This window comes from Pseudomonas tensinigenes (genome assembly GCF_014268445.2).
In the GTDB taxonomy this organism is placed as follows: domain Bacteria; phylum Pseudomonadota; class Gammaproteobacteria; order Pseudomonadales; family Pseudomonadaceae; genus Aquipseudomonas; species Aquipseudomonas tensinigenes.
This window is the reverse complement of the sequence record NZ_CP077089.1, coordinates 493,745-514,018: the sequence shown is the minus strand read 5'-3', so window position 1 is coordinate 514,018 and position 20,274 is coordinate 493,745. Positions and strand designations below refer to the sequence as shown.

General features: G+C 59.4%; 17 protein-coding genes. 13 read left to right on the top strand and 4 right to left on the bottom strand.

What is annotated here, in order from left to right; translation table 11 throughout:
* The first annotated feature begins 168 nt into the window (after nucleotides 1–168).
* Nucleotides 169–429: a hypothetical protein gene (locus HU718_RS02235; RefSeq protein ID WP_095122232.1), complete on the top strand. Its 261-nt coding sequence runs from the start codon at nucleotides 169–171 to the stop codon at nucleotides 427–429.
* 24 nt (nucleotides 430–453) lie between these two features.
* Here the strand turns inward: HU718_RS02235 and betT are convergent, their stop codons facing one another.
* Both betT and epsC read right to left on the bottom strand, forming a co-directional pair.
* Complete coding sequence (betT, locus tag HU718_RS02230; protein WP_186616653.1) at nucleotides 454–2,415, bottom strand: choline transporter BetT; 1,962 nt, start codon at nucleotides 2,413–2,415, stop codon at nucleotides 454–456.
* 400 nt (nucleotides 2,416–2,815) lie between these two features.
* Nucleotides 2,816–3,742, bottom strand: coding sequence for a serine O-acetyltransferase EpsC (gene epsC, locus HU718_RS02225; protein ID WP_095122234.1), 927 nt, complete (start codon nucleotides 3,740–3,742; stop codon nucleotides 2,816–2,818).
* Between the two features lie 190 nt (nucleotides 3,743–3,932).
* Here epsC and HU718_RS02220 point away from each other — a divergent pair, with 190 nt between their 5' ends.
* From HU718_RS02220 to HU718_RS02170, 11 genes are all read left to right on the top strand, one after another.
* Nucleotides 3,933–4,925 (top strand): D-cysteine desulfhydrase, encoded by a 993-nt coding sequence (locus HU718_RS02220; RefSeq protein WP_095122235.1) that lies wholly within the window; start codon nucleotides 3,933–3,935, stop codon nucleotides 4,923–4,925.
* Between the two features lie 307 nt (nucleotides 4,926–5,232).
* A complete protein-coding gene (gene tcyJ, locus HU718_RS02215) occupies nucleotides 5,233–6,033 on the top strand; it encodes a cystine ABC transporter substrate-binding protein (RefSeq protein ID WP_095122237.1) in 801 nt (266 codons plus the stop codon).
* A complete protein-coding gene (gene tcyL, locus HU718_RS02210) occupies nucleotides 6,033–6,698 on the top strand; it encodes a cystine ABC transporter permease (RefSeq protein ID WP_007918741.1) in 666 nt (221 codons plus the stop codon). Before tcyJ ends, tcyL begins: the two co-directional genes overlap by 1 nt.
* 4 nt (nucleotides 6,699–6,702) lie before the next feature.
* Entirely contained in the window at nucleotides 6,703–7,452 is a 750-nt protein-coding gene (gene tcyN / locus HU718_RS02205; protein WP_186616654.1) for an L-cystine ABC transporter ATP-binding protein TcyN, read from the top strand.
* A gap of 473 nt (nucleotides 7,453–7,925) precedes the next feature.
* The gene (locus HU718_RS02200; RefSeq protein WP_102899611.1) at nucleotides 7,926–8,690 is read left to right on the top strand and encodes a hypothetical protein; all 765 of its coding nucleotides are present in this window, start codon (nucleotides 7,926–7,928) and stop codon (nucleotides 8,688–8,690) included.
* A 268-nt stretch (nucleotides 8,691–8,958) separates the two neighbouring features.
* Entirely contained in the window at nucleotides 8,959–10,200 is a 1,242-nt protein-coding gene (locus HU718_RS02195; protein WP_186616643.1) for an SfnB family sulfur acquisition oxidoreductase, read from the top strand.
* Between the two features lie 23 nt (nucleotides 10,201–10,223).
* The gene (locus HU718_RS02190) at nucleotides 10,224–11,417 is read left to right on the top strand and encodes an SfnB family sulfur acquisition oxidoreductase (RefSeq protein ID WP_186616644.1); all 1,194 of its coding nucleotides are present in this window, start codon (nucleotides 10,224–10,226) and stop codon (nucleotides 11,415–11,417) included.
* Nucleotides 11,417–12,775 (top strand): LLM class flavin-dependent oxidoreductase, encoded by a 1,359-nt coding sequence (locus HU718_RS02185; RefSeq protein WP_186616645.1) that lies wholly within the window; start codon nucleotides 11,417–11,419, stop codon nucleotides 12,773–12,775. Before HU718_RS02190 ends, HU718_RS02185 begins: the two co-directional genes overlap by 1 nt.
* 119 nt (nucleotides 12,776–12,894) lie before the next feature.
* Nucleotides 12,895–13,704 (top strand): MetQ/NlpA family ABC transporter substrate-binding protein, encoded by an 810-nt coding sequence (locus tag HU718_RS02180; RefSeq protein ID WP_186616646.1) that lies wholly within the window; start codon nucleotides 12,895–12,897, stop codon nucleotides 13,702–13,704.
* Between the two features lie 2 nt (nucleotides 13,705–13,706).
* Nucleotides 13,707–14,828 carry a methionine ABC transporter ATP-binding protein gene (locus HU718_RS02175; protein ID WP_186616647.1) on the top strand — a complete coding sequence of 374 codons (1,122 nt, stop codon included), beginning with the start codon at nucleotides 13,707–13,709 and terminating at the stop codon, nucleotides 14,826–14,828.
* On the top strand, nucleotides 14,818–15,462 hold the full coding sequence (locus tag HU718_RS02170; RefSeq protein WP_034151854.1) for a methionine ABC transporter permease: 645 nt from the start codon (nucleotides 14,818–14,820) through the stop codon (nucleotides 15,460–15,462). Before HU718_RS02175 ends, HU718_RS02170 begins: the two co-directional genes overlap by 11 nt.
* A 264-nt stretch (nucleotides 15,463–15,726) precedes the next feature.
* Here the strand turns inward: HU718_RS02170 and HU718_RS02165 are convergent, their stop codons facing one another.
* Complete coding sequence (locus HU718_RS02165) at nucleotides 15,727–17,124, bottom strand: hypothetical protein (protein ID WP_225936834.1); 1,398 nt, start codon at nucleotides 17,122–17,124, stop codon at nucleotides 15,727–15,729.
* A gap of 244 nt (nucleotides 17,125–17,368) precedes the next feature.
* On the opposite strand from HU718_RS02165, the gene HU718_RS02160 reads away from it, so the two are divergent.
* A complete protein-coding gene (locus HU718_RS02160; RefSeq protein WP_186616648.1) occupies nucleotides 17,369–17,995 on the top strand; it encodes a class I SAM-dependent methyltransferase in 627 nt (208 codons plus the stop codon).
* Nucleotide 17,996: 1 nt separating this feature from the next.
* On the opposite strand, the gene HU718_RS02155 is transcribed toward HU718_RS02160, so the two are convergent.
* Nucleotides 17,997–20,249: a glycoside hydrolase gene (locus HU718_RS02155; RefSeq protein ID WP_186616649.1), complete on the bottom strand. Its 2,253-nt coding sequence runs from the start codon at nucleotides 20,247–20,249 to the stop codon at nucleotides 17,997–17,999.
* Nucleotides 20,250–20,274 lie beyond the last annotated feature (25 nt).

Sequence of the window (20,274 nt, the reverse complement as noted above, 5' to 3'; positions counted from 1 at the left end):
CAAGAAAAACACGTCGCCGGCCAAACTCTCTGTAAGGGTCGCAAAATATGTCCAATAGAGATGTGGCGGGACTGGCTATGCTCTAAGGAACACCGAGGTGGCCCCTTCGCGAGCCTGCTCGCGAAAGCGGTCTTTCAGGCGATACCCACCCATCAGACAGAACGCCCCATGCACACCGCCATCATCATTTTCTTCGGCCTGATCCTGCTCGCTCTGATGCTCTACATCGGCGAGCGCATCGGCTTCAGCCGCCAGACCATGGCCTACGGCTTCGCCGCCCTGTGGCTGGCGTTGACGGTGATCAATGGTGCGGTGGGGGTGGTGCATGCCGGCCAGTCCGTGGGATCGGAAATCGCGATTGGCAGTGCGGTGTTCGGCGTGCCGGTGGCGGCGATGGTGTTGTTCATGGTGCTGAGCGCCGAGTCGTAAAACGTCCCGGCGCTCAGCCGCCGATCAACGTACCAAATGCAAAAACTGCATGTGCCGTTCGTACTGGTCGAGGATGTCGTTGATGATCTGCTCTTTGGTGTAGCCGACCAGATCGTAGTCCTGACTGCCCTCGCTCAAGTGCACTTCGGCGCGGTAGTAGCGACGATTGTTGAGCTGCTTGGAACCCATGCCGCCACGCGCGAACGACGGCGTGAAGTAGCCGCGCATCTGCACCTGATAGATGAACGGATGTGCGTCATCATGGCCGATTTCGAGGCTGACGCTGTCATTCGCCGGATCCGGCTGGGTGACCACGTTCAGGCCTTTCTCGACGAACACCGCCGTCACTTCTTCAATCGCCGGGCGCACCGTGGTGTCCATGAAGCGGTACACCTCGTCACGCGACGGGAAGTGCACAGCCTGACTCAAGCGCTGTCGCCAGCCGCCCGTGCCGCGCCGCGAACCGGAGACCGGGGCCAGCGAATGCAACTGCGCGATCTGCTTCTGCGACTCCAGATAGAAAGCCTTGTGCAGGCCCCACATCATCAGCAGCAAGATCAGCGAGAACGGCAACGAGGTCAGCACCACCGCTGACTTCAGCGCATCGATGCTGCCGGAGAACAGCAGCGCACTGGTGATCAGCGCGGTCATCGCGCCCCAGAACACCCGCAGCCACTTCGGCCCGTCTTCGTCCGGGCTACCGCCCTTGGCCGACAACGTCGAGAGCACCACGGTGCCGGAGTCGGCAGACGTGACGAAGAACACGAAGCTGATAAACACCGTCACAGCGATGACGGTTTTGCTCCATGGGTAGGTTTCCAGCAGCAGGTAAATGCTCATCGACGGGTTGTCGAGGGCCGACATGCCCAGCGCGCTCATGCCGTGGTTGAGCACTTGATCGATTGCGCTGTTGCCGAAGATCGACATCCACGCGAGGGTGAAACCGAGCGGAATCAGCAGCACGCCGAAGACGAATTCACGGATGGTGCGGCCACGGGAAATCCGTGCGATGAACAGGCCCACGAACGGCGACCATGCGATCCACCAGGCCCAGTAAAACACCGTCCAGCCGCCGAGCCAGTCGCTCGGTTTGTCGTAGGCGTAGAGGTCGAAACTCTTCATCGGCAAGGCGCCGAGGTAGTCGCCGATGTTCTGGATCAGGGTGTTGAGCAGGTGCTGGGTGGGCCCGGCGAACAACACGAACAGCAGCAGCGCACAGGCCAGCAGCATGTTGATGTCGGACATTACCCGCACGCCTTTATCGACGCCGGAAACCGCAACGATGATCGCCGCGCCCATCATCAGCGTGATCAGGCCGACCTGAATCCACTGGGTGTGCGCGATGCCGAACAGGTAGTCGAGACCGGAGTTGAGGTGCAGCACCCCAAAGCCCATGTCGGCACCCAGACCGAACACCGTGGCGATGATCCCGAAGCCATCCACCGCGTAACCGATCGGGCCGTTGATGCGTTTGCCGATCAGCGGATACAGCGCCGAACGCAGGGCCAGTGGCAGATTGTGACGGTAGGCAAAATACGCCAGCGCCATGCCGACGAAGGCGAACACGCCCCAGCCATGCAGGCCCCAGTGCAGAAACAGAATCTGCATGGCCTGACGCGCCGCATCCGCCGTACCGGCCTCCCCTTGCGGCGGCTGGAGCATGTGGGTCAGCGGTTCAGAGACGCAGAAGAAGAACAGCGTGATGCTGATCCCGGCGGCGAACAGCATGCCGGCCCAGGACAGATAACTGAATTCGGGCTCGTCGTGGTCGGCACCGAGTTTTATCTTGCCGTAGCCGGATAAGGCGGTGACCACCACGAAGACCAGATACAGGGTCATCGCGAGCATGTAATACCAGCCGACCGTATTGGCCGCCCAGTTTTGCGCTTCCAGCAGCCAGGCACCGGCCTGCTCAGGCATGGCGATAACAACGAGACCAAACAGCAGAATGACCGTCGCGGCGAAGTAGAACACCGGCGGATTCATGCGCACCAGACCGCTGGCGGGGTTAGACGATGCACTCATGAAACGTGCACCTCGAGGGGTTGAAACGTGGCTGAAATGATCGGACTCAGCAAAGGCAAGCCTCCTGTTGTGAGCGGGCAGCGAACCACCGGTTTAACTTGAATGAACGTTCAAGTTAAACATGGATGGGGTGGTAAGGACTAATCGTACGGCTAGGCGGTAGTTTTCCTACGCTAGCTCAAGGATGGGTATGACGTGGGTTTGGGGGGATTCGTTCACTGGAGAATTGGCTGATTGCCATTATCTTGATTTGGTCTGAAAACCATTCGCGAGCAGGCTCGCTCCCACATTTGAAACGCATTCCAGTGTGGGAGCGAGCCTGCTCGCGAAGAGGCCAGATGCCGCAACGCAATTTCAGAGCCTACTTCTGCGTCCCGTCATCATGTTGCAAATTCGCCTGGGTCAGATTGCACCCCGCCGGCACACTGCGCGTCAGCCACACGTTGCCGCCAATGGTCGACCCCTTGCCAATGGTGATCCGCCCGAGAATCGTCGCCCCGGCATAAATCACCACGTCATCTTCAACGATCGGATGACGCGGATGACCTTTCTGCAACTGCCCGTCCTCATCCGCCGGGAAGCGCTTGGCGCCCAAGGTAACGGCCTGATAAATCCGCACGCGCTCACCAATGATCGCCGTCTCGCCGATCACCACACCCGTACCGTGATCGATAAAGAAGCTCCGGCCAATCTGCGCCCCCGGATGGATATCGATACCAGTCGCCGAATGGGCGATCTCCGCACTGATCCGCGCCAGCAACGGCAACCCGGCGCGATACAAATGGTGCGCCAGGCGATGGTGAATCACCGCCAGAATCCCCGGATAGCACAACAGCACTTCATCAACACTGCGGGCCGCCGGGTCACCGTGATAAGCGGCCAGCACATCGGTGTCGAGCAGCGTGCGCAGGCCCGGCAAGGCCAGGGCAAAGTCCTGAATAATCTGAATCGCACGGGCCTCGACTTCGGTGTCAGCCGAAGCGCTGTGGCGGGCAACGTAGCGCAGCTCCAGGCGGGTCTGCGCCAATAAGGCATTCAGTGCGACATCAAGGGTATGACCAACGTAAAAATCCTCACTCTCTTCACGCAGATCCACCGGCCCCAAACGCATCGGGAACAACGCACCACACAACGCTTCAAGAATCTCTGCCATCGCCGCCCGCGACGGCAACTCGCGACCACCCTGCTCGCCGGACGCCCGGCCGTTCTGTGCCCGCCACTGATCCCGCGCGCTGCGCAGTTGGCTGACGATGGTCTGCAATTGCCAATGGCTGGAACGCTCGCTCACGGTAAAAACTCCTCACGGGCGGCCGGACTGTCTGGCCGCGTCAACGGCGACTACTTTACGGCAAGGTCAGGAGAGCGAATTAAGAACCGATAGTGCTGGCGTCAGTTCAATTGGCTATAAGCGATTGGCGGTTGCCCCTGTAAAAGCGCGTGCCTATAGTCCTTTCATCTTCCTCCGCCAGTACGGACTCATGATCAAACAACAGCTGGACCGCTTTAACCGTCTCGACCTGCTCGGCCACCCGACGCCACTGGAAAAACTCGAACGCCTGTCCGCATGGCTCGGCCGCGAGGTGTACATCAAGCGCGATGACCTGACGCCGCTGGCCATGGGCGGCAACAAACTGCGCAAACTCGAATACCTCGCTGCCGACGCCTTGGCGCAAGGCGCCGACACGCTGATCACCGCCGGTGCGCTGCAGTCGAATCACGTTCGCCAGACCGCCGCACTCGCCGCCAAATTGGGCCTGGGTTGCGTGGCGCTGCTGGAAAACCCATTGGGCACCGACAACAGCAACTACACCGGCAACGGCAACCGCCTGCTGCTGGATCTGTTCGACACCAAAGTCGAACTGGTCGACAACCTCGACAACGCCGACGACCAATTGGCCGCCCTCGCCACACGCCTGCGCAGCAACGGCAAGAAGCCGTATCTGGTGCCGATCGGTGGCTCCAATGCCCTCGGTGCGTTGGGTTATGTGCGCGCCGGTCTGGAGCTGGCCGAGCAGATCAAGGACACCGGCCTGAATTTCGCCGCTGTAGTGTTGGCCTCAGGCAGTGCCGGGACGCACAGCGGTCTGGCATTGGCGTTGAGCGAAGTGTTGCCGCAATTGCCGGTGATTGGCGTGACCGTTTCGCGCAGTGAAGAAGACCAGCGGCCGAAGGTTCAGGGACTTGCCGAACGTACGGCGGACCTGCTCGGCGTCGAGCTCCCGACCAGTTTCAAGGTTGAGCTGTGGGACGAATATTTTGGCCCGCGTTATGGCGAGCCGAATGCCGGGACGTTGGCGGCAGTGAAATTGCTGGCGAGCCAGGAAGCGCTGTTGCTCGATCCTGTGTACACCGGCAAGGCCATGGCTGGGTTACTCGATGGTATCGGCCGTCAGCGCTTCAATGAAGGCCCGATCATCTTCCTGCATACCGGTGGGGCGCCGGCGCTATTTGCCTACAAGGATTTCCTCTGACTGATCGTTCCCACGCTCTGCGTGGGAATGCAGCGCGGGACGCTCCGCGTCCCTTCGAGAGCTGGAACGCGGAGCGTCCCTAAAGGCATTCCTGCGCAGAGCGTGGGAACGATAAATATTCCAAAAAGAACTAACAGATCAAAAATTTAGTATTTTCAAGTCTAACGAAGACATCCTATAGTCTCGCCGCAGGCGAATTTCGCGCAAGACGCATAAGCTGCTTTAAGGCAGGATAGCGCTGTCGTCGAAATCATAAATTCGCCAACTTTCCTTAAGCGTCTTCCATAAGAAAACACAGGGGCTCGTCATGAATTTTTCCGCACTACGTCGCAATCTGCTGGTGGGTTCGCTGGGCCTGGCGCTGAGCGCCGGTCTGATCGGCCAGGCAGTGGCCGGTGAGCAGCTGCAACAGATCAAGGACAAAGGCGTTATCAACGTCGGCCTGGAAGGCACTTATCCACCGTTCAGCTTCGTCGATGCCGACGGCAAACTGTCCGGTTTCGAAGTCGAACTTTCCGAAGCCCTGGCACAAAAACTCGGCGTCAAAGCCAAGGTTCAGCCAACCAAGTGGGACGGTATCCTCGCCGCGCTGGAATCCAAGCGTCTGGACGTTGTAGTCAACCAGGTGACCATCTCCGACGAGCGCAAGAAGAAGTATGACTTCTCCGAGCCGTATACCGTTTCCGGGATTCAGGCACTGGTGCTGAAGAGCAAGGAAGCCGCGCTGAACATCAAGACTGCCGCCGACCTGTCCGGCAAGAAAGTCGGCGTAGGCCTGGGCACCAACTACGAACAATGGGTCCGCGCCAACGTGCCGGGTGCCGACGTGCGCACCTACGACGATGATCCGACCAAGTTCGCCGACCTGAACAACGGCCGCACCGACGCCATTCTGATCGACCGTCTGGCCGCCCTGGAATACGCCAAGAAAGCCCCGAAAACCGTTGCCGCCGGTGAAGCCTTCTCCCGTCAGGAAGCCGGTATCGCCCTGCGCAAAGGCGAGCCTGAACTGCTGGCTGCCGTGAACAAGGCCCTCGACGAACTGCGTGCCGACGGCACCCTGAAGAAGCTGTCCGAGAAGTACTTCAACGCTGACGTCACTCAATAATGGAAGAAGCTTTCCAACTCGCACTGGACTCCGCGCCCTTCCTGCTCAAGGGCGCGTATTACACGGTAGTCCTCAGCCTCGGCGGCATGTTCTTCGGCCTGCTGCTGGGCTTCGGCCTGGCATTGATGCGCCTGTCGCGTTTCAAATCGGTCAGTTGGCTGGCACGCATCTACGTGTCGTTCTTTCGCGGCACGCCGCTGCTGGTGCAACTGTTCGTGATCTATTACGGCTTGCCGCAATTGGGTCTCGAACTGGATCCGCTGCCAGCGGCGCTGATCGGCTTCTCGCTGAACATGGCTGCTTACGCCTGTGAAATCCTCCGCGCCGCGATCGGCTCGATCGAGCGTGGTCAGTGGGAAGCGGCTGCGAGCATTGGCATGACCCGCGCGCAAACCCTGCGCCGGGCCATCCTGCCGCAAGCGATGCGCACGGCATTGCCGCCGCTGGGCAACAGCTTCATTTCACTGGTCAAAGACACCGCTCTTGCAGCCACCATTCAAGTACCGGAACTGTTCCGTCAGGCGCAGTTGATTACCGCCCGGACTTTCGAAGTCTTCACCATGTATCTTGCCGCCGCGCTGATCTACTGGATTCTGGCCACAGTGCTTTCGCACTTCCAGAACAAGTTGGAAGAGCGGGTCAATCGGCATGACCAGGAGTCCTGACCTGATGATTGTCGTGGAAAAACTGACCAAGCAATTCAAGGGTCAAGTCGTGCTCAACGGCATCGACCTCGAGGTCAAGGAAGGCGAGGTGGTCGCGATCATCGGCCCCAGCGGCTCGGGGAAAACGACGTTCCTGCGTTGCCTGAATTTCCTTGAACAACCCACCAGCGGCCGGATCAAGGTCGGCGATATCGAAATCGATACCAGCCGCCCGCTGAACCAGCAGCAAAGCCTGGTGCGCAATCTGCGCCAGCACGTGGGTTTCGTGTTTCAGAACTTCAACCTGTTCCCGCATCGCACCGCTTTGGAGAACGTCATCGAAGGCCCGATCGTGGTCAAGAAGATGCCGCGCGACGAGGCTGTTGGCCTGGGCAAGAAGCTGCTGGCCAAGGTCGGTCTTGCCGGTAAGGAGGACGCCTATCCGCGTCGCCTGTCCGGAGGTCAGCAACAGCGCGTAGCGATTGCCCGAGCGCTGGCGATGGAGCCGGAAGTGATCCTGTTCGACGAACCGACTTCGGCGCTCGATCCGGAGCTGGTCGGCGAAGTGCTGGCGACTATTCGGGGTCTCGCCGAAGAAAAACGCACCATGGTCATCGTTACTCACGAAATGGGTTTTGCTCGCGACGTGGCCAACCGTGTGGTGTTTTTCGATAAAGGCGTGATCGTCGAGCAAGGTGAAGCCAAAGCGTTGTTTGCCAATCCGAAAGAACAACGCACTCAACAGTTTCTCAGCAAGTTTCTGAATCACGCCTGAGAACTTTCATTGCACCATCGAAAACTTCCACGGACGGAAGTTATCCCAATACAACTTCAGTATCAACCAACACCCTACCTGAACAAAACTTATCAGAAGCGCTACATATATATGTTCTGCAACAGATAATACCCGCCTGCCTTCCTCTCCGACTGACCTGTCCGCGTTCGAATAAACCTTGCGTAAAAACAGGCAAAAAGCCCGAGGCACCGTGGCTTATTTCACTTATAGGTCTAGGCAAGAGGTCATAGCGACGTAGGAAACTTCTGATTAATTCGTAATCCACGAATTAACTAATATCGTCTATTGACAGCTTATCCCGCGCACTCTTATCTAGTCGGCAACCGGCACCACTTAGTTCAACCAACCCGTATCCAACTTGAATAAAAGTTCAAAGCTTTATTGTCAGTTTATTCATGTCTTTTGTTCTTCCAGAAACGGACTTCGCTGCAAGGCTTCAAGGAGAGAAATCGATGACCCGCACTTCGCATACCCCCGAACTGGCAGCGCCGATCCTGGCGCCTGCGCAAAAAACCGGCATCAATCTGAGCGCCGCCGCACATTTTCTGGTCGAGGTCTCGCCCTACCCCGATATGGACAGCGGAGACCTCATTGAGCTGTTCTGGAACAAATGCTATGTCGCCTCCAGGGTGCTGACGGCCGATGACGTCGGCACAGCAGTACGCCTGCGGGTGCCGGAGAGTTTCATCGCCAGCGGCACCGCGCGCATTCACTATCGCGTGATGCAGGTCGGTCAGGGTCCGGCGCTGTCGGCAGCGACGCGCGTGCAGGTCAAACTGGACTGCCCCGGAGGGCAACCCTCGACGCTGAGCGCAGATGAAAACCAGCAATTGGCCCCCGTGACCATTCCCGACGCGATTCGCCGCCAAGGCGTGAATCCGAACCAGATCAAACGCGGCGTGCCGCTGACTATCGAGCCGTACCTGAACATGGCTGAGGACGACGCCATCACCTTGCGCTGGGGTGATGTGCGCATGGATCTGGCGCCGATCACTGTCGCGGATATCGGCTTGCCGATTCAGGTCTGGGTACCGCCAGCGGTGATTGTCGAAGCGGGTGAGGATCTGCGGCTGGACGTGACTTATTGCGTCATAGACCGAGTCGGCAATAACTCGCGTTGGGCACCGCCCCGCACCTTGAAGATCGGCTGTGTAAATCCTTATCTGAAAGTCCCTCTGAGGCAGGATCTCAAGGCGGCCGAATCGCGCAAAGTCTGATGCGCTTTGGTGGTGGCGGGGGCTCAGCCCCCTCTCCTGAAAATTCTTAACCAGCCCGACCATCACCCCTTCTATACATATTCCTAAAAGTTAGTTTATTTAATATTTATACACGCTTAGGGTATATGAACCGGACCACCGGACATTCTTTCGTTCGCCGCACTCTTGCGGCGTTTTTCATGAGATGTGAGGTAGGTAGTATGGTCCGGAACACAATCACCCCAGTGCAGATCGCCAGGGCATTGCGTGCAGCCAAGGAGCGGCACTGATGTCCAGTCTGGCAGACGCAAACGTCCAGTCGGATCTGGACATCGCCCCACTGTTGTTGCCCGCGCAGGTCTTGCGCAACGACGCCCAAGCCATCAACGCCGCCCAAGAGCTGGCACAAGTCGCCCGCGTGCAGGCCGCCAAACGCGATCGCCAGCGCAAGTTGCCGTGGTCGGAAATCGAGCAGTTCACCCGCAGCGGATTAGGCAGCATCGCCATCCCGCGTGAATACGGTGGTCCGCAGGTTTCCTTTGTCACCCTGGCTGAGGTGTTCGCGATCATTTCCGCCGCCGACCCGGCGCTGGGGCAGATCCCGCAGAACCAGTTCGGCATCATCAATCTGGTGCTCGGTAGCGCCACCGAGGAGCAGAAAAAGCAGCTGTTCCAAAGTGTTCTGGAAGGCTGGCGCATCGGCAATGCCGGCCCGGAACGCGGCACCAAAAATACCCTGGAACTGAAAGCGCGAATCACCGCCGACGGCGACGATTACGTGATCAACAGCCAGAAGTTTTATTCCACCGGCGCGCTGTTTGCGCACTGGGTCGCGGTCAAGGCACTCAACGATGACGGCAAGCAAGTGCTGGCCTTCGTTCGTCGCGGCACGCCGGGTCTGCGCATCGTTGATGACTGGTCGGGCTTCGGTCAGCGCACCACCGCCAGCGGCACGATTCTGCTGAACAACGTGCGCGTCGAGTCGAGCCTGGTGGTCGACAACTGGAAGATCAACGAAACCCCGAACACCCAAGGCGCGGTGTCGCAGCTGATTCAAGCCGCGATCGACGCCGGCATCGCCCGTGGCGCCATTGACGACGCCATCGAGTTCGTCAAAACCCGCGCACGGCCATGGATCGACGCCAAGGTTGATCGCGCCAGCGATGACCTCTATGTGATCGCTGACATCGGCAAACTGAAAATCGAACTGCACGCCGCCGAAGCACTGTTGCGCAAGGCCGGCAAGGTGCTCGATCAAGTGCACGCCGCGCCGCTCACCGCCGAGTCCGCCGCTCGCGCATCCATTGCCGTGGCCGAGGCGAAAGTGCTGACCACCGAGATCTCGCTGCTGGCCAGCGAAAAGCTTTTCGAACTGGCCGGCAGCCGCGCGACCCTCGCCGAATTCAACCTCGACCGTCACTGGCGCAATGCCCGGGTGCATACCCTGCACGACCCGGTGCGCTGGAAGTATCACGCGGTCGGCGCCTATCGCCTCAACGGCACTTTACCTGCTCGCCATTCCTGGATCTGACGACCAGACATCTGGAGAAACCTATGACTTTTTCCCATCACGTCGCGGTCATCACCAGCGATGAGCAAGCGCTGATCGTCGCCAGCGATCTGGCCGAAGATTTCAAACGCGACAGCGTCCTGCGCGACCGTGAACGTCGCTTGCCACTGCCGGAACTCGATGTATTTTCCCGCTCCGGCCTATGGGGCATCAGCGTGCCCAAGGAATACGGCGGCGCTGGCGTATCCAACGTCACCCTGGCCAAAGTCATCGCCCTGATCGCTCAGGCTGACGGCTCGCTCGGGCAGATTCCGCAGAACCATTTTTATGCATTGGAAGTGCTGCGGGTTAACGGCAGCCACACGCAAAAACAACGGCTGTATGCCGAAGTGCTCGCAGGCCAACGCTTCGGCAATGCCCTGGCGGAATTGGGCACAAAAACCGCCCACGACCGCATCACCAATCTCAAACGCGACGGTGACGGCTATCGCATCAACGGCCGCAAGTTTTATTCAACCGGTGCGATCTACGCGCAACGCATTCCGACTTCGGTTGTCGATGAAAACGGTGTGCAGCAACTGGCCTTCGTCCCGCGCGACAGCAAAGGCCTGACGGTGATCGACGACTGGAGCGGCTTCGGTCAGCGCACCACCGGCAGCGGCTCCGTAGTGTTCGAAGACGTGTATGTAGCCACCGAAGACGTTTTGCCGTTTCAAAGCGCTTTCGAACGCCCGACCACTGTCGGCCCGTTGGCACAAATCCTTCACGCCGCCATCGATACCGGCATCGCCCGCGCCGCTTACGAAGACGCCCTGCACTTCGTGCGCAGCAAGACCCGGCCATGGATCGATTCCGGCAACGACAAAGCCACCGAAGATCCACTGACACTGAAAAGCTTCGGCCACTTGAGCATTCGTCTGCATGCCACCGAAGCCTTGCTTGAACGGGCCGGCGAATTCCTTGATGCCGCGCAGGCAGAAACCAACGCTGACACGGTTGCGGCGGCCTCGATTGCCGTCGCCGAAGCACGGGCGATCAGCACAGAAATTTCCCTCGCCGCCGGTAGCACCTTGTTCGAACTGGCTGGCAGCCAGGCCACGCTGATCGAGCACGGCCTCGACCGTCACTGGCGCAACGCGCGCGTGCACACCTTGCACGATCCGGTGCGCTGGAAGTATCACGCGGTGGGCAACTACTACCTCAACGATGAAAACCCTCCATTGCGAGGAACGATCTGATGAGCGCGGCGAAAAAGAAGATCCTGCTCAACGCGTTCAACATGAACTGCATCGGCCATATCAACCATGGCCTGTGGACGCATCCGCGCGATACCTCGACGCGCTACAACACCATCGAATACTGGACGGAACTGGCGCAATTGCTGGAGCGCGGGCTGTTCGACGGCTTGTTCATCGCCGACATCGTTGGCGTGTACGACGTCTATCAGAACTCGGTCGATGTCCCGCTGAAAGAGTCGATCCAGTTGCCGGTCAACGATCCGTTGCTGCTGGTTTCAGCGATGGCTGCCGTGACCAAAAATCTTGGTTTCGGTCTGACCGCGAATCTCACTTATGAGCCGCCGTATCTGTTCGCCCGGCGCATGTCGACGCTCGATCATCTGAGCCGTGGTCGCGTCGGCTGGAACATCGTCACTGGTTACCTCGACAGCGCCGCCAAAGCCATGGGCCTGCGCGAACAAGTCGAGCATGACCGTCGTTACGATCAGGCCGATGAATACCTCGAAGTGCTCTACAAACTCTGGGAAGGCAGTTGGGAAAACGGCGCAGTGCTCAATGACCGCGAGCAGCGCATCTACGCCCAACCGGAAAAGGTCCACAAGGTCGAGCACAAAGGCGAGTTCTATCAGGTCGAGGGTTATCACCTCTGCGAGCCGTCGCCGCAGCGCACGCCGGTGCTGTTTCAGGCCGGCAGCTCCGATCGCGGTTTGCTCTTCGCCGGTCGTCATGCCGAGTGTGTGTTCATCAGCGGCCAGAACAAACCGTCGACCAAGGTTCAAGTCGACAAGGTCCGCGCCAGCGCGGTTGAAGCGGGGCGCAACCCTGAGGACATCAAGGTGTTCATGGGCCTCAACGTCATCGTCGGCGCGACGGAACAAGCCGCATGGACCAAGCACGCCGAGTACCTGAGTTACGCCAGCGCCGAGGCCGGCGTGGCGCATTTTTCCGCATCCACCGGCATCGACTTTTCCCAGTACGAGATCGACGAACCGATCCAGTACGTGAAGTGCAACGCCATTCAGTCCGCGACCAAGAACCTGCAAAACAACGACTGGACGCGACGCAAATTGCTCGACCAGCACGCCCTCGGTGGCCGCTACATCACTGTGGTCGGCTCCCCCGAGCAAGTGGCGGATGAGCTGGAATCGTGGATCGCCGAGACCGGTCTTGATGGGTTCAATTTGACGCGGATTGTTACGCCGGAAAGCTATGTCGATTTCATTGAGCTGGTGATTCCGGAGTTGCAACGGCGTGGGTCGTACAAGACCGCGTACGACACCGGCAGCCTGCGCGAGAAGCTGTTTCACGGCGAAGCGCAGCTACCTGAGCAACACACGGGTTCCGCATTTCGCCGCTAAAACCTTCGCGAGCAGACTCGCTCCCACATTGGGAATGCATTTCCCCTGTGGGAGCGAGCCTGCTCGCGAAGAGGCCATCCAATACACCACAAATTTATGCACTGACTGGAAAACTCATCATGACCAAGAAACGCCTGTCCCACCCAGTCAAAGCACTGGTCCTGGCCCTCGGCCTGTTCAGCTCGGCAGTCTTCGCCGCCGACGCACCGTTGAAAATCGGCACCACCGCCGCCTTCGCCATCCCGCTGGAAGCCGCTGTCGAAGAAGCCTCCAAGCAAGGCCTGAAAGTCGAACTGGTGGAGTTCAGCGACTGGATCGCGCCGAACGTCAGCCTCGCCGCCGGCGACATCGACGTGAACTACTTCCAGCACATCCCGTTCCTCGAAAACGCCAAAGCCGCGTCGGGTTTTGATCTGGTGCCGTTCGCCCCGGGGATCATCAACAACGTCGGCCTCTATTCGAAAAAATACAAAAGCTTCGACGAGTTGCCCGAAGGCGCCAGCGTCGCCATCGCCAACGATCCGATCAACAGCGGTCGCGGGTTGCAGCTGCTGGCCAAGGCTGGCTTGATCACCCTGAAACCGGGCGTTGGTTACAAGGCCACCGAAGACGACATCGTCGCTAATCCAAAAAAGATCAAGATTCTGCAAGTCGAAGCCGTGCAACTGGTGCGCGCCTATGACGACGCCGATCTGGTCCAGGGCTACCCGGCCTACATTCGTCTGGCGAAGACTTTCGATGCCGGTTCGGCGCTGCTGTTCGACGGCCTCGACCACAAGGAATACGTGATCCAGTTCGTCATCCAGCCGAAAAGCAAAACCGACCCGCGCCTGATCAAATTCGTCGACATCTACCAGCATTCGCCGGTCGTTCGCGCGGCGCTGGATAAAGCCCATGGCAAGCTGTATCAAGCCGGTTGGGAAAGCTGAGCATGACGGCCGCGATCCAACGGCGACTGGAAACTCCAGAGCCACACACTGCTGAAAAAACCGAGCTGCACCCCGAGCTGAATCGCGCCCACGTACGCTTCATTGGTCTGGGCAAAACCTACAACGGCCGGCAAGGCCCGGTCGCGGCTTTGCAGGGCATCGATCTGGCAATTCAGCGCGGCGAAGTGTTCGGCATCATTGGTCGCAGCGGCGCCGGCAAGTCGTCGCTGATACGCACGATCAATCGCCTGGAGCAGCCGACGTCTGGACGGGTTTTGATCGATCAGGTCGACATCGGCGAGTTCGATGAAGACCGTCTGGTAGCGCTACGCAGGCGCATCGGCATGATCTTCCAGCACTTCAATCTGATGTCGGCCAAGACGGTTTGGCAGAACGTCGAACTGCCGCTGAAAGTCGCGGGTGTGCCGAAAGAACAACGCGAGAAAAAGGTGCGCGAACTGCTCGAACTGGTCGGCCTGCAAGAAAAGCACAAGGCCTATCCGGCGCAGCTTTCCGGCGGGCAGAAACAGCGTGTCGGCATCGCCCGCGCGCTGGTGCATGACCCGGATATTCTGCTCTGCGACGAAGCTACTTCGGCGCTCGATCCAGAGACCACCCAGTCGATCCTCGGCCTGCTGCGCGAAATCAATAATCGCCTGGGCCTGACCATCGTTCTGATCACTCACGAGATGGCAGTGATCCGCGAAATCTGCGACCGCGTTGTCGTGCTTGAGCACGGGCGGGTTGTCGAACAAGGCCCGGTATGGGAAGTGTTCGGCAATCCGCAGCATGAGGTCAGCCAAACCTTGCTGGCGCCGCTGCAACACGCGCTGCCGGAAGAATTGCAAAGCCGTTTGCAGGCGCAGCCGCCCTCCTCCGACGCCGCTGTGGTGCTGCGCTTGCAGTTCACCGGCAGCGCCAGTGATGAGCCGGATCTGGCGGCACTGTTCGCGGCATTAGGTGGTCGGGTGAAGCTGCTTCAAGGCGGTGTCGAGCGGATTCAGGGGCATGCGCTGGGGCAACTGCTGCTCGCCGTCAGCGGTACATCGTTCAGCGCCGAGCAATTGCGTGAGCGCGCCGCGCAATGGGCGCAACGCGTGGAGGTATTGGGTTATGTGGTTTGATCGCTTGTTGCAGGGTTTTATCGACACCTTCCTGATGGTCGGTGTGTCATCACTGATCGCGCTGCTGGTGGGGATTCCCATGGCGGTGATTCTGGTCACCAGCGACAAGGGCGGGATCTACGAAGCGCCAGTGTTGAACCGTGCGTTGGGGGCGTTCGTGAACCTGTTCCGCTCGATCCCGTTTCTGATTCTGATGGTCGCGCTGATTCCGTTTACCCGCTTGATTGTCGGCACTACGTACGGTGTCTGGGCTGCCGTGGTGCCACTGACGATTGCCGCTACGCCATTCTTTGCGCGGATTGCCGAAGTGAGTCTGCGCGAGGTTGATCATGGTCTGATTGAAGCGGCGCAAGCGATGGGTTGTCGGCGCTGGCACATCGTCTGGCATGTGCTGTTGCCAGAGGCGCTGCCGGGGATTGTCGGCGGTTTCACCATTACGCTGGTGACGATGATCAACTCGTCGGCCATGGCCGGGGCGATTGGCGCGGGTGGGTTGGGGGATATCGCCTATCGCTATGGGTATCAGCGCTTTGACAGCCAGATCATGCTGACGGTGATTGTGTTGCTGGTGGCTCTGGTGGCGGTGATTCAGTTGGGTGGGGATCGGTTGGCGCGGGGTCTCAACAAGCGCTGAAAAAAAGAAGGTTTGTTTTTTGGGAATCGGGATAAATCTGACCGACTGCGGCGGCGCTATTTCTTCAATCAGAGCATCGACATCACTGCGGATCATCAGCGAACGTGGCTCAATGATCCGACAGTGGCGGCGGCATGGTGAACATTCATGGTCACAAGCGTCCTTTCTCACCTTAGAGTGGAGAATGAGCGCTTTGACGGTGTTCCGAAACTGTAAGAACTAGCAGGTACACACTCAAACAACTGAATTGAAGGGGCGCCGGTCTTAATCTTCAATCAGGCTGTCCAGCCACGAATATTCACTTTTGTTTTGATGCAGCACTTGCAGAGCTTTTGCCGCACAAATCAGGCTGTCAGCGTTGTTCACCGCCAACTGCGCACGCAACGGCGGACTGGCGTTGAACGCGTCAACCGCCGCCTGAAGTTGCAGATCGTCGCCGATACCCAGGTAATCACTGACAGCGAACAGGAAGGCATCGTGATCGTGTGAAAACGCGTTCAGATAGTCGACCGTCAAACCGCCACGCATGATTGCCTCGGAGACGCCGCGCTCGGGAACGTCGTACGCGGCTAGCGAATCCCAGATCAGCAAACGACCCAGTCGGCCGTCCAGATAGAAATAGTCCGCGGCGTTGGGCCCGATGGCCTGGAACCGGTCGATTCTGTTGGTGTGCAACATTTCATGGCCCAACGACAGGCTCAATGTACCGCGCTGCATGTACTTGCGATTGATGAACAGCCGGCCGTGGAAATCGCTTTTGTACATCCACGCCGCGCTATTGCTGTGCGCATCGACGCCGAGGAATTTTTCACCGCCCCAAACCCCCTGGTATTCCCTGGAAACCGCCAGACCGCGCGCGACCGAATCAGAGAATCGTTGCGCAACGTTGAGGTGCCCGGTGCCGAAGAAACTTTCGTAAACGGCATCCGCATCCCGGTATTTCAGACCAATGGCGTGGCTGGCATCAGCGAAGATGTTTTCAACCGCTTTCAGTTCTGAGCGAATGATCGCCACCTGTTCCGGCGAGAACTGCTTCAAGCCGCGGGCGACCAGCGCGCCCTCCTGTGCCGCCGTGTACTCAAACGAGTCATCGCTACCGGTATGAACCCGGTTTTTTTGCGCATGCTCCCTTCTGAGCTCGCCAATGAGCTCATCGATGTCGATGTCAATCACTTTGCCTGGACCGGTTAACGGTTGAGGCCGTTCGAGTGTCCAGATCTTGCTGCGCGGATCAAGAAACAAGGCCGGGCCCAACGCCGCCGATTCAGAGACCAGCGATGCCCGATATTCACCGACTGTGCCGGTTTCCCGAACCAGGACGATCTCGCCGGGGGCGATATCGACATATTTTCGGTTCTTGTACACGCGCAGGCCTTGAGCATTGGCGGCAGGCAAGTTGGCTGGCGCGCGCAAGCTGTAGCGTTCAAGGGTTTTGACTTGCGCAGACACCGGCCGGATCTGGGCAGAGTGCAACGGCGCAATCGTAACGGCGGGGAAATGCGCCCCCGCCTCCTGGTTAGCTGGATCCGTATCAGAACGGTAAATCTTCACGGGAGTCCCGTCGCCGGATGGCGAACTGCCGGATCTTTTCCGCAGTGGTGTGGCGTTCACCGGGTTACGGTTGGTTGGCGAGGTAGTGCCAGGTTTGCGAACAATGCTCATGAACATCCTTTTCCTGAGTGATTCCCCCCCGATAAAAAAACAGGGCAGACATCGCGACAGTGGTCTATCGCGCAGGCGTCATTACATCCCGCAGCGCGCTACTGCGTGCGGTACATATGTATTGCACAGGCGCCGGGGTTTTGTGCTTTCTGGTGAATGAAGATACAAGGCCCGTAGGCTGCGATCTTTTAAAGCGCGAAAGCGCTTATAGTCTGCCCATCGTCCTTGCCACCACGAACCGACCATGAAGCAGACTCCGACCGACCTGGAACAGATCACCGCCACCACCCTTGCCCACTACAACTCAGTGGCCGAAGACTTCCGTGAGGGCACCCGCGCTCACGATGTCAGCCAGAACATCGAGGCGCTGTTGCGGCACATCCAGGGCGTAGCGCCGTTAGCGATTCTTGATTTTGGCTGTGGACCGGGACGGGATCTGCAGACGTTTACACGCATGGGGCACGTCGCGGTCGGGCTCGACGGCTCACCCGAGTTTGCGCGGATGGCCCGTGACGACAGTGGCTGTGAAGTGTGGTGCCAGGATTTCCTCAAGCTTGATTTACCCGCCGAACGCTTCGACGGAATCTTCGCCAACGCGGTGCTGTTTCATGTGCCATTGCAGGAATTGCCACGGGTTTTGCAACAGCTGCGCGATACCTTGAAACCGGGCGGTGTGCTGTTCAGCTCTAACCCGCGCGGGGATAACCGCGAGGGCTGGAACGGGCCGCGCTATGGCTCGTATCACGATCTGGAGGCATGGCGCGGGCTGCTTGCCCGCGCCGGATTCGTCGAACTGGAACACTACTTCCGTCCCGCAGGCCTGCCGCGCGAGCAGCAGCCGTGGTTGGCCAGCGTCTGGCGCAAAGGCTGAGTCAGGGAGTTGCCTGCACCCGGTAGTGGCTGACGGTACCTTCCGGCAGCAGCAGCGTGACGCTCTCGCCGGGCAGGGTCCGACCGTCCACTTCACGCGGGGCTGGATCGAAGTTGGCCAGCAGCCGAGTGCCGTCTTCAAATGAAGTCTGCTGCACCCGCCGATCTTCGCTCAGCCATTGGAAACCGGTCAGTGCCTGCGTCGCCAGGCGCTCATGCAGCGGACGGAAGAATGCATCCTGGCGGGCCATCAGCGGCAGTCGCTGCGCCAGCGTTGCCGCACTCAGGTGGTACAGCGGCGGCACGTTGTAAAGCAATTGCGTCAGTTCGTTTTCCACCCTTGCGTTGCTCAATTTAAGGCTGTCGAACAACCAGTGATGGGTGGTGATGAGCGAGCCGTGGAACACCGCTTGATACAGCGGCAAACGGCTGGCCGGGTCAAAGTGAATGCGCCGCAACGGTTCCTTTATTGGCACGGATTTGAAGAACACGGCCGGTTGCTCCGGCGGAAACCACTTGCCGACAAAGTATTCGGAATCCGGATTTTTACTCATGTCGGCATCACCCCAGCCGATCACCGGCGTCTGCATGCCATGGGCGAACAGCACGCCTTGAGCCGTGGTCGCATTGCCATCCTCGGAGCCGCTGGGCAATTGCAGCAGTTCATTGATCCAGCGCGACGCCTCGACATTGCCTTCGGCGTTCTGTGCCTGTGTCATTGGGGCATCCGCACGGTAGCTGTCGAACACCATGCCTGTGGCGTAGGCGTCGAGAAACCAGCTGTTGAAACCGGCGGCGACGCTGACCGCTTTGACTCGTTTCTCCAGCAAAGGGCGCACGCAACGTGGGTCGGTGTAGTGACCTGATTGCTGAAAGCCGCTTTTCAGCGTGCGGTTTTCCAGCACGATGGCGCACTCGCGGTAAGCCGTGTCACCCAGATGCGCGGTGGTCCAGTCCGGGTTCTCATTCCGACTCAGCGCCGTCTCGTAAGAATCATACGGTGCCAGCAGATACCCGGCCTGCACGCCTGCTCGAACCGCCTCGGGATGCCAGAGCCCGCCCTCCCACCCCTCACCAAGACCCAGCCACAAGCGCGACAGCCCGGCGTTTTGCAATTGCGCAATGGAGTCCAGCGACAGGGTGCTGCCCCATTGCTCAGGCCTGGCTGTCACGGCACCGGCGAATTCGCGGGCCAGTTGGCCACGCAGGGCAGCGTAACCGTTGACCAGTGCTTGCATGTCCGGCACCGCGCGGGCCTGCCAGGTTTTGCGAGCCTGAGTGTTCAGCGCCCGATTGAGGCTGCGCAGCAGAATGTTTTGCTGATAACGATTGAGCACGGTCTGCGTGGCGAGCAGCTGCAAGGCTTCAGTATCCATGCCGCCGCGCAACGCACCGGCAAGGTCAGTCTGGCCGCGCAACTTGCCAAGCAACGCCGGCCAGTTACGCACATCCTTTTGCCCCAGCAGATCGTTACCCCACAGGTAGACATGACTGGCGCCCAACAGCTTTCGCGATGTCGGTGTTTTCTCAAGCTTGCTGCTCAGGCTTTCGTGACGGCCGGTGTCGATCCGCCATTGTCGGTAGCGCTTGGCACCGGCCAGCGGCTCGGCGTCACCCAGAAACAGGCTGAACGTCAGCGCTGTCGACGGCTTGAGTGAGGTGAATTGATGCCGCACCGACAACGCGAGCGCATCGCCCTCAGCGCTGAACAGCAGTTGATTGTTGTAGGGGTTGCTCAGCAACCAGTTGAGACTGAATCCCTCATGCTCGACGCCCCAGATCGGCAGACTCATATCCTGAGTGGCATTGAGCACCCCTTGACTCACCAGAAACGCCTGCCACACCGGATCGCCGCGCGGCACATAATGGCCCTCGGCCAAGGGCCAGATCAGGCCCTTGCCCATGGTATTGCCGGGCTGGCGCAAGAACTCAAGTTCAGCCGGGGCGCGTGCGGTGATCGAGAAGTTCAGGTCGCGTTGATCGAGATCAACGCTGAGTGTCCAGGCGCCATCGTCCCATTGCCAGTCGACACGATTGTCACGTTGCACCAGGTTGCTGATCCTGTGCGCAGCGACGCCCGTCGATGCCTGCACAGTCGCGCCGTTGGCCGGGGTGACTCGCACGGCGAGGGTTGCGGGGTCGAGCTGTACGCGCCACAGCGGGTTTTGCAGCAGCGTTTCGGCCAGCGATGAAGGCGACAGGCACAGGCCGGCCACTAACAGCAGTTGGCGCAACCAGCAAGTGACAGTCGACATCGGGCGTCCCTCCTCCAAATGGAGG